We start from the raw sequence: 8,723 nt of genomic DNA, 5'->3' as shown, positions 1-8,723 counted from the left end.
AGAAAATATGGTAGGCCATAAATTAGGAGAATTTTCTCCTACCAGAATTTTTAGAGGGCATAGTGCTCATACAGAAAGATCAACTGCATTAAAGTAGATGTAGATAATAATATTAAGTCATAAAAATTTTCTAAATATATTTTATGTTTTAAAATAAGGTAAAATAATTTTATTTTAATTTATAAAAATTATAAAATAATAAATTATTAATCTTTGAAAAACAAATAAAATTGAATTAGGAGGAAAGTAATGAGTATAAAAGCAATAGGAAAATATTTACCCATATCTGCTCGGAAAGGAAGACAGGCTGTAGATATTATTCGGGGTAAAAATGCTAATGAAGCTCTCTTAGCTATAAAGTTTCTTCCTAACCGTTCAGCTAAAATGGTATATAATGTTTTAAAATCTGCAATTTATAATGCGCAAAATAATAAGGATATAAAAGTAGAAGATTTATATGTATCCGAAGCCTTTGTTAATGAAGGACCAACGATGAAAAGATTTAAACCAAGGGCAATGGGAAGAGCAAGTAGAATAAGAAAAAGGAGTAGCCATATTACCATTATAGTTGATAATAAAGGGGAGGGGAAATAATTGGGACAAAAAGTACATCCAAAAGGGTTAAGAATTGGAATTATAAAAAGTTGGGATGTTAAATGGTTTGCTAAAAAAGGATATGCAAAAAATATTTACGAGGATTATATAATAAGAAGGTATATTAAAAATCGTTTAAAACATGCCGGGATCTCTTGGATAGAAATTGAACGTATAGCTAATCGAATAAGAGTAACTATTAATTGTTCAAGACCAGGTATTGTGATAGGTAGAAAAGGAGCAGAGGTTACTAAATTAAAAGAAGAGATGTCTAAATTTATAAAAGGTGATTTACAAATTAAAATTATGGAGGTAAAAACACCCGAATTAGATGCTCAATTAGTTGCCGAGAATATTGCCGAACAATTAGAAAGAAAAAGTTCTTCTAAAAGAGCAATGAAACAAGCAACCAGTCGATCTATGAAAATGGGTGCGGAAGGAATAAAGATATCTTGTTCAGGTAGAATAGGTGGGGCTGAAATTGCAAGAACAGAGTGGCATCTAGAGGGAAGACTACCTCTTCATACTTTACGAGCAGATATAGATTATGGTTTTGCTGAAGCTAATACAACTTATGGCAAAATAGGCGTTAAGGCATGGATTTTTCGCGGGGAAGTGCTTCCTATAAAAGACAAAGAAAAAATTAGCCTAAAACCAGGGACCAAGGTTTTAACTAGTGAGAAGGCAGAAGAATCAAGTGGAGAAGGAGTACGGAAAGATGTTACAACCAACTAGGACAAAATATCGCAAAACACAAAGGGGAAGAATGAAAGGATGCGCTAATAAAGGAAATTATCTTGCTTTTGGTGATTTTGGTTTACAGGCGTTAGAGAGTCATTGGATAACCAGTGCTCAGATAGAAGCAGCAAGAGTTGCCATTACCCATGCTATGAAAAGGGGTGGAAAGGTTTGGGTAAGAATATTTCCTGATAAATCAGTGACTAAAAAACCAGCAGAAACTAGAATGGGTAAAGGAAAAGGAGCACCAGATCATTGGGTAGCAGTAGTAAAATCTGGAAGGATTTTATTTGAATTAGGAGGAGGAGTTGAAGAAAATTTAGCTAAAGAAGCAATACGTTTAGCTGCCCATAAATTACCAATTAAAACTCGTTTTCTTTCCAGAAAAGAACAGGTGGTGGGATAAATGAAATCAAGTGAATTAAGAGATTTGTCAATAGAAGAACTGCAAAAGAAATTAATCGATTTTAAAGATGAATTATTTAGTCTGAGATTTCAAGTTGTTACCGGACAATTAGGTAATCCTATGAGAATAAAGGAAGTAAGACATAATTTTGCAAGAGTAAAGACCATTTTAAAAGAAATTGAGTTGCAAAAAAAAGATCAGATTGAGTTAAAAGGAGAGCCAAATGCAGACCGAAAGAAAAATTAAAACAAAAATAGGCAAAGTTATAAGTAATAAGATGGAAAAGAGTGTGGTGGTAAGGGTTGAATACTTGGTTTCGCATCTTATTTACAAAAAAAGGATAAAGAAGTCAAATAAATTTATGGCACATGATGAAAAAAATGTATGTAATATTGGTGATAAAGTAAAGATTGCTGAAACACGTCCCTTAAGTAAAAGAAAAAGGTGGAAAATAACAGAGATATTAGAAAAATCGAAATAAAATAATTTAGACCATATAAAATGATAAAGAGAGAAGGTAGCTAAGATGATACAGATGCAAACTCGTTTATTTGTAGCAGATAATTCAGGTGCAAAAGAAATAATGTGTATAAAAGTTTTAGGTGGTTCTCGCCGAAGATATGCTAGAATAGGAGACATTATTGTTGCCTCAGTAAAGGAGGCAGCAGTGGGAGGAACATGTAAAAAGGGTGAAGTTGTAAAAGCAGTTATTGTGAGAACAAAGAAAGAACTTGGTCGTGTGGATGGTTCTTATATTAGATTTGATGATAATGCAGCAGTAGTTATTAATGATCAGAATGAGCCGGTAGGTACTAGAATATTTGGACCAGTTGCCCGGGAATTAAGAAATAAAAATTTTATGAAGATAATCTCATTAGCTTCTGAAGTAGTATAAAGTAAAGGGAGGGATAGTGATTTGATGAATAATAAAATGAGTTTTAAAAAAGGTGATTATGTGTTGGTTATTAGTGGAGATGATAAAGGGAAAAAAGGTAAAATTGTTAGTATTTTCCCTAAAAAAATGCAAGTAATAGTTGAAAGTGTTAATTTTTTAAAAAAGCACACTAAACCTACCCAAAATGTTCCCCAAGGGGGAGTAATTAAGCAAGAAGGTGCGTTACATATTTCTAATATCAAATTAATTTGTAATAAATGTAATAAACCTACTACTGTAAAAAGAGAAAAAATTAAAGAGGGCAAAAGAGTAAGAGTGTGTAAAAAGTGCAAAGAAATAATAGATAAGGTTTAGGAGGTTAAATTATGCCCCGATTAAAAGATAAATACTTTAAACAAGTTGTTCCAGAGATGATGAATAAATTTAAATATAAGAATGTAATGGCGGTGCCCAGAATAAGGAAGGTAGTAATAAATATAGGTTTAGGGAGTGCCATTAAAGACTCAAAAATTATGGATGAAGCAGCAAAAGAATTAGCGATTATAAGCGGTCAAAAGCCTATTATTACTCGCGCAAAAAAATCTATATCTAACTTCGGAGTTAGAAAAGATATGCCGGTAGGCTGTAAAGTAACTTTGCATCATAATAGAATGTATGAATTTTTAGATAAATTTATTAATGTAGCTCTCGCCAGGATTCGAGATTTTAGAGGTACCCCTTCAGATTCTTTTGATGGAAGGGGGAATTATACTATAGGGGTAAAGGAGCAGTTAATTTTTCCTGAGATAGATTTTGATCAAGTAACTAATACTTTAGGAATGAATATTACTATTGTAACTAGTGCATTAAACGATGAAGAAGGAAAAGTTCTTTTAGAGTTAATGGGTATGCCTTTTAAAAAGTGATTTATATCGCGTATCGCGTTTTAGCGGATAGCGTTTAGCGTATAGTATAATATTTTAGTATCCAGTATCGAGTATTGAGTATTGAGTAAAGATTACGTAATTTTTCGAAATACAATTCACAAGATACGAGATACGAGATATGAGTATGTTAATTTTGTGCTAAAAGGGAGGAAATAGTGTGGCTAAAAAAGCCTTAATAGAAAAGTCAAAAAAAGAACCAAAGTATAAAGTAAGGAAATATTCCCGCTGTAGTATTTGTGGAAGACCTCGAGGATATATGAGAAAATTTGACATATGTAGAATATGCTTTAGAATGATGGCTCATAATGGTGAATTGCCAGGGGTAACTAAATCAAGCTGGTAAAAGGCATATTTATCGAAGTTTATTATAATTTAATAGAGTCAAAAGAGAGGAGGATTATATATGAGTGTTGTTTCAGATCCTATTGCTGATATGTTAACTCGAATAAGAAATGCCAATAAGATGCGGCATAATTCTTTAACTATACCAGCATCAAAGCTAAAATTAGAAATTACTCGTGTATTAAAAGATGAAGGTTTTATTAGAAACTATAAATATAAAGAGGATAATAAACAGGGTCAATTGATCATTTATTTAAAATATATTAATAAAGAAAAAACTATTAATAATCTTAAAAGAATCAGCAAACCTGGGTTGAAAGTCTATGCCAAAAAAGATGAAATACCAAGAGTATTAGGCGGTTTAGGAATTGTTATTTTATCGACTTCTAGGGGGATTATGACTGGCAAAGAAGCTTTACAACGTCATCTTGGTGGAGAAGTAATCTGTTATATTTGGTAAATATATCACACATAAGAAATACGATATACGCGATACGCAATACGAAAATGGGAGGTTTTATATGTCCAGGATAGGGAAGATGCCTATAACTATTCCTAAAGGAGTAAAGGTTGAAGTAAATAATAATAAGATAAAGGTATCTGGAGAAAAAGGTACTTTGGAGAGAATTTTTCATTCAGATATCCCCATAAAGATAGAAGAAAATAAGATTTATGTTTCCAGAATTTCGGAAAGTAAATTTCATCGTGCTTTACATGGATTAACTCGAAGTTTAATAAATAATATGGTAAAAGGCGTATCTTTAGGTTTTGAGAAAGTTTTGGAGATACAGGGAGTGGGTTATCGAGCTACCCTTGAAAGTGGTAAAATGGTGATTCAGATAGGTTATTCTCACCCTATTAAAGTTGAACCACCTGAAGGAATTGAATTTGAAGTGGAGAAACAAAAGATAATTAAAATAAGGGGAATTGACAAACAATTAGTTGGTGAAACTGCAGCAAAAATAAGAATATTACGAAAACCAGAACCTTATAAAGGAAAAGGAATAAGATATATTGATGAAGTAGTAAGAAGAAAAATAGGCAAAACTGGTGCGAAGTAATAAAATAATAATATAGATAAATTCCGAAGAGAGGAGTGCTACTATGGGTGATATAAATAGAAGATTAGCTAGGATTAAAAGGCATAAAAGAGTACGAAAAAATATATTCGGTACTAACAAAAAACCACGATTATGTATTTTTAGAAGCTCAAGACATATTTATGCACAAGTAATTGATGATGAGAAGGGTATATCTTTAGTTTCATCATCTACCCTTGATCCAGAAATAAAAGAAAAAGTAAAATATCACGGAAATATAAAAGCAGCTGAAATGCTTGGTGATTTATTAGCTAAAAAGTTAAAAGAGAAAGGTATAAAAGAGGTAGTGTTTGATCGAGGAGGTTACCTTTATCATGGCAGAGTAAAAGCTGTTGCAGAGAGCACTAGAAAAGGTAATATACAGTTTTAATTGATTATATATTTGGGTAAATATTTTATTAATTTCAAAAATTTAGATATAATTGTGTTTCAAAAAAATAATTTGAAACCAAGAGGATATAAATGAAAGAAAGAGAAAAATACAAAGCAAATAAAATTGGGGAGGGGGTGAATAGGTGTTAAAAATAGATCCTAAAGGTTTAGAATTAAATGAAACAGTTATTTTCGTAAATAGAGTAAGCAAAGTCGTAAAAGGTGGAAGGAGATTTGGTTTCTCGGCAATGGTTGTAGTAGGAAATGGTGAAGGGATTATAGGTACAGGTTATGGAAAAGCCAAAGATGTATCTGAGGCAATTAAAAAAGGAGTCGCGAGGGCGAAGAAGAGTTTAATAAAAGTAATAATTAAAAAAGGAACTATTCCTTATGCAATTACAGGACGATTTGGAGCTGCTCAGGTTTTTATGAAACCAGCCTCTCCTGGGACTGGAGTAATCGCTGGTGGCTCTGTTCGAGCAATATTAGAAGCAGCAGGATATCAAGATATTTTAACTAAGTCCTTAGGAAGTGACAATAATTTAAATATTACCAAAGCTACTATGAACGGTCTTATAAATTTAAAGAATGCTAAAGATATAGCAAAATTAAGGGGAAAAAGTGTGGTGGAAATGTATAGCCAACCATTACAACCAAGGGAGGTAACCAGTAATGAGGTTAAATAAATTATTTCCTGCTCCTAAATCGATTAAAAAACGTAAAAGAGTAGGTAGAGGTTGCAGTTCAGGTCATGGTTTTACTTCGGGGCGGGGGTCAAAAGGACAAAATGCTCGTGCAGGGGGCGGAGTCAAAGCCAATTTTGAAGGAGGCCAGATGCCTTTATATAGAAGAATACCTAAAAGAGGTTTTAATAATGTATTTAAAAAGGACTATAGTATTGTAAATATAGAAAAATTAAATATGTTTAATGATGGCGATATAGTTAGTTCGAAAGAATTGATTAGTAAGGGAGTTATAAAAAAAGTGGTGGATGGAATAAAGATATTAGCTAAAGGTAGTCTAACTAAGAAATTAACCATTAAGGCAAATAAATTTAGCCAGAAGGCGGTAAGGGAGATTGAGTCAGCTGGTGGGAAGATTGAGGTGGTATAATTGTTAGAGACTTTACGTAATTTATTTAAGATTCCTGATTTAAAGAAAAGATTATATTTTACTTTAGGAATGTTAGTGGTAGTCAGATTAGGTAGCCATTTACCATTGCCTGGTGTAAATAAAGAAGCATTAACTAATTTATTTGCTCAAGGAGGGATATTAGGATTTTTTGACCTTTTTGCTGGAGGAGCATTAAGTCGTTTTTCCGTTTTTGCTTTAGGGATAATGCCTTATATTAATGCTTCTATTATTATGCAACTTTTAACTGCGGTTGTTCCTACTTTAGAGCAATGGGCTAAAGAAGGAGAAGAAGGAAGGGATAAAATCACTAAAATTACGCGTTATTCTACAGTATTTTTGGCTATTGTCCAGGCCTTTGGAATAAGTGTTTGGCTACAAAACATGGGTGTATTGATGATTTCAGGATTTAGTTTCAGATTCTTATTGTTAATCACACTTACAGCTGGAACTTGTTTTTTAATGTGGTTAGGTGAACAAATTACTGATTTTGGCATTGGTAATGGTATTTCTATAATTATTTTTGCTGGAATTATTGCGCAAATTCCTTCTCAACTTACTCAAACTATTAAACTTTTACAAGTTGGAGAAATTAATATTATAGCATTATTGAGTTTAATTATAATTGGTATTATTGTGGTTGGAGGAGTTATTGCTATCCAACAAGGGCAGAGAAGGATACCGGTTCAATATGCAAAGAGAGTGATAGGACGTAAAATGTATGGTGGTCAAAGTACTCATATTCCTTTACGAGTAAATCAAGCTGGAGTTATTCCGATAATATTTGCTTCTGCATTTTTACTCTTTCCTGCTACCATTGCTCAATTTTTTCAGAATATAACTTTTATGAAGAGTATGGCTGCGGCTCTTTCACCAGGACAACCATTATATTTAGTTTTATATTCTATATTAATAATATTATCTACTTTCTTTTATACAGCAATTACCTTTAACCCCATCAATTTAGCAGATAATATGAAAAAATATGGAGGTTTTATACCCGGAATAAGACCAGGTAAAAATACCTCTGTTTTTATCGATCATATAATGACTCGAATTACCTTAAGTGGTGCAATATTTTTAACTATAATTGCTATTCTACCTAATATTTTAATAGAAATTACTGGTATTACAACTTTTTATTTTGGAGGAACATCTATATTGATTATGGTAGGAGTTGCTTTAGAGACTATTCAACAAATTGAATCACAATTATTAATGAGACATTATGAAGGATTTATTAAGAAATAAATCTATGGAATAAAAATATTTTAAGTAAAAAATAATATTTGGCATTAGAAGAAAGGCAATCTATAATGAGATTAATTTTGTTAGGACCTCCAGGAGGGGGAAAAGGTACAGTAGCAAAAAAGTTGCAAAAAGAATTTAATATACCAGTTATTTCAACAGGAGTAATCTTAAGAGAAGCGATAGATAAAAAGACTAAATTAGGAAAAGAAGTAATAAATATTATAAACAGAGGAGGATTAGTGCCAGATAATATTATTTTAGAGATAATAAAAGAAAGAATAAAACAAGAAGATTGTAAAAATGGCTATATCTTTGATGGGTTTCCTCGAAATATTGAACAAGCCAATTCATTAAAGAAATTAAATAAAGAACTTAACCAGCATATCGATTATGTATTTTATTTTGAAATACCCTTCTCTGAAATAATTAAAAGATTATCTAATCGCCGAGTATGTAAAAAATGTGGTACTAATTATAATTTATTATTTAATCCTCCTCAAAAGGATAATATTTGTGATATTTGCGGAGGAGAGTTATATCAAAGAGATGATGATAAAGGAGAGACTATAAAAAATAGATTAAAAGTATTTAATGATCAAACTTTATCTTTAATAAAATATTATGAAGAAAAAAAATTATTAACTGTAATAGATGCTGATTTAAGTGAAAATGCTTTTTTAGAAATAAAAAAGGTTTTAGAAAAAGGAACGTCCTGATAAAAAGTAAATGGTTATTTTAAAATCTCTTGAAGAAATTAATTATATAAGAAAGAGTTGTAAATTGGCAGCAAGCACTTTAAACAAATTATTAGAAAATATAAAAGAAGGAATCACCACTTTAGAGTTAGATAGAATTGCTGAGGATTATATAGTAAAACACGGAGCAAAGCCGGCATTTAAAGGTTACGGAACAGGAAAAAATAAATTTCAACATTCTATATGTGTTTCTATAAACGAAGAAGTAGTTCA

At 31.4% G+C, this 8,723-nt stretch carries 18 protein-coding genes; all 18 read left to right on the top strand.

What is annotated here, in order from left to right; genetic code table 11:
• A partial coding sequence (locus tag COZ07_RS05975; RefSeq protein WP_406607664.1) for a ribosomal protein S19 family protein occupies nucleotides 1–97 on the top strand: 97 nt, incomplete at its 5' end.
• Between the two features lie 137 nt (nucleotides 98–234).
• Nucleotides 235–594, top strand: a complete 360-nt coding sequence (gene rplV, locus COZ07_RS05970; protein WP_406607663.1) for a 50S ribosomal protein L22 — start codon at nucleotides 235–237, stop codon at nucleotides 592–594.
• Nucleotides 595–1,329, top strand: a complete 735-nt coding sequence (rpsC, locus tag COZ07_RS05965) for a 30S ribosomal protein S3 (protein WP_406607660.1) — start codon at nucleotides 595–597, stop codon at nucleotides 1,327–1,329.
• Nucleotides 1,313–1,738: a 50S ribosomal protein L16 gene (gene rplP, locus COZ07_RS05960; RefSeq protein ID WP_406607659.1), complete on the top strand. Its 426-nt coding sequence runs from the start codon at nucleotides 1,313–1,315 to the stop codon at nucleotides 1,736–1,738. Before rpsC ends, rplP begins: the two co-directional genes overlap by 17 nt.
• A complete protein-coding gene (rpmC, locus tag COZ07_RS05955) occupies nucleotides 1,739–1,984 on the top strand; it encodes an uL29 family ribosomal protein (RefSeq protein ID WP_406607658.1) in 246 nt (81 codons plus the stop codon). It abuts the gene before it with no gap.
• Nucleotides 1,962–2,219: an uS17 family ribosomal protein gene (gene rpsQ, locus COZ07_RS05950; protein WP_406607657.1), complete on the top strand. Its 258-nt coding sequence runs from the start codon at nucleotides 1,962–1,964 to the stop codon at nucleotides 2,217–2,219. The genes rpmC and rpsQ overlap by 23 nt, the downstream gene beginning before the upstream one ends.
• A 45-nt stretch (nucleotides 2,220–2,264) precedes the next feature.
• A complete protein-coding gene (rplN, locus tag COZ07_RS05945) occupies nucleotides 2,265–2,633 on the top strand; it encodes a 50S ribosomal protein L14 (protein WP_406607656.1) in 369 nt (122 codons plus the stop codon).
• 24 nt (nucleotides 2,634–2,657) lie between these two features.
• A complete protein-coding gene (gene rplX, locus COZ07_RS05940) occupies nucleotides 2,658–2,987 on the top strand; it encodes a 50S ribosomal protein L24 (protein WP_406607655.1) in 330 nt (109 codons plus the stop codon).
• A gap of 11 nt (nucleotides 2,988–2,998) precedes the next feature.
• Complete coding sequence (gene rplE, locus COZ07_RS05935; RefSeq protein WP_406607654.1) at nucleotides 2,999–3,538, top strand: 50S ribosomal protein L5; 540 nt, start codon at nucleotides 2,999–3,001, stop codon at nucleotides 3,536–3,538.
• A 178-nt stretch (nucleotides 3,539–3,716) separates the two neighbouring features.
• Nucleotides 3,717–3,902, top strand: coding sequence for a 30S ribosomal protein S14 (locus COZ07_RS05930; protein WP_406607653.1), 186 nt, complete (start codon nucleotides 3,717–3,719; stop codon nucleotides 3,900–3,902).
• A 60-nt stretch (nucleotides 3,903–3,962) separates the two neighbouring features.
• Nucleotides 3,963–4,361, top strand: coding sequence for a 30S ribosomal protein S8 (gene rpsH / locus COZ07_RS05925; RefSeq protein WP_406607652.1), 399 nt, complete (start codon nucleotides 3,963–3,965; stop codon nucleotides 4,359–4,361).
• A 61-nt stretch (nucleotides 4,362–4,422) separates the two neighbouring features.
• Entirely contained in the window at nucleotides 4,423–4,962 is a 540-nt protein-coding gene (rplF, locus tag COZ07_RS05920; RefSeq protein ID WP_406607651.1) for a 50S ribosomal protein L6, read from the top strand.
• A gap of 43 nt (nucleotides 4,963–5,005) precedes the next feature.
• Entirely contained in the window at nucleotides 5,006–5,371 is a 366-nt protein-coding gene (gene rplR, locus COZ07_RS05915; RefSeq protein WP_406607650.1) for a 50S ribosomal protein L18, read from the top strand.
• Between the two features lie 145 nt (nucleotides 5,372–5,516).
• Nucleotides 5,517–6,059: a ribosomal protein S5 gene (rpsE, locus tag COZ07_RS05910; RefSeq protein WP_406607649.1), complete on the top strand. Its 543-nt coding sequence runs from the start codon at nucleotides 5,517–5,519 to the stop codon at nucleotides 6,057–6,059.
• The gene (gene rplO, locus COZ07_RS05905) at nucleotides 6,046–6,486 is read left to right on the top strand and encodes a 50S ribosomal protein L15 (protein ID WP_406607648.1); all 441 of its coding nucleotides are present in this window, start codon (nucleotides 6,046–6,048) and stop codon (nucleotides 6,484–6,486) included. The genes rpsE and rplO overlap by 14 nt, the downstream gene beginning before the upstream one ends.
• Entirely contained in the window at nucleotides 6,487–7,755 is a 1,269-nt protein-coding gene (gene secY, locus COZ07_RS05900) for a preprotein translocase subunit SecY (RefSeq protein WP_406607647.1), read from the top strand.
• 65 nt (nucleotides 7,756–7,820) lie between these two features.
• Nucleotides 7,821–8,471 carry an adenylate kinase gene (locus COZ07_RS05895; RefSeq protein WP_406607646.1) on the top strand — a complete coding sequence of 217 codons (651 nt, stop codon included), beginning with the start codon at nucleotides 7,821–7,823 and terminating at the stop codon, nucleotides 8,469–8,471.
• Between the two features lie 10 nt (nucleotides 8,472–8,481).
• A partial coding sequence (locus tag COZ07_RS05890) for a M24 family metallopeptidase (protein ID WP_406607645.1) occupies nucleotides 8,482–8,723 on the top strand: 242 nt, incomplete at its 3' end.

This window comes from Candidatus Infernicultor aquiphilus (genome assembly GCF_002784285.1).
GTDB lineage: Bacteria > Atribacterota > Phoenicimicrobiia > Phoenicimicrobiales > Phoenicimicrobiaceae > Infernicultor > Infernicultor aquiphilus.
The sequence above is the reverse complement of the archived record's forward strand: the minus strand, read 5'-3'. Positions and strand labels throughout refer to the sequence as shown.

Bases quoted from the DNA above. Each gene is read 5' to 3' on its own strand.
- rplR (WP_406607650.1), top strand. From the start codon at position 5,006: ATGGGTGATATAAATAGAAGATTAGCTAGGATTAAAAGGCATAAAAGA.
- rpmC (WP_406607658.1), top strand. From the start codon at position 1,739: ATGAAATCAAGTGAATTAAGAGATTTGTCAATAGAAGAACTGCAAAAG.
- COZ07_RS05895 (WP_406607646.1), top strand. From the start codon at position 7,821: ATGAGATTAATTTTGTTAGGACCTCCAGGAGGGGGAAAAGGTACAGTA.
- rpsQ (WP_406607657.1), top strand. From the start codon at position 1,962: ATGCAGACCGAAAGAAAAATTAAAACAAAAATAGGCAAAGTTATAAGT.
- rpsH (WP_406607652.1), top strand. From the start codon at position 3,963: ATGAGTGTTGTTTCAGATCCTATTGCTGATATGTTAACTCGAATAAGA.
- rplN (WP_406607656.1), top strand. From the start codon at position 2,265: ATGATACAGATGCAAACTCGTTTATTTGTAGCAGATAATTCAGGTGCA.
- rplE (WP_406607654.1), top strand. From the start codon at position 2,999: ATGCCCCGATTAAAAGATAAATACTTTAAACAAGTTGTTCCAGAGATG.
- rplF (WP_406607651.1), top strand. From the start codon at position 4,423: ATGTCCAGGATAGGGAAGATGCCTATAACTATTCCTAAAGGAGTAAAG.
- rplO (WP_406607648.1), top strand. From the start codon at position 6,046: ATGAGGTTAAATAAATTATTTCCTGCTCCTAAATCGATTAAAAAACGT.
- rplP (WP_406607659.1), top strand. From the start codon at position 1,313: ATGTTACAACCAACTAGGACAAAATATCGCAAAACACAAAGGGGAAGA.
- rplX (WP_406607655.1), top strand. From the start codon at position 2,658: ATGAATAATAAAATGAGTTTTAAAAAAGGTGATTATGTGTTGGTTATT.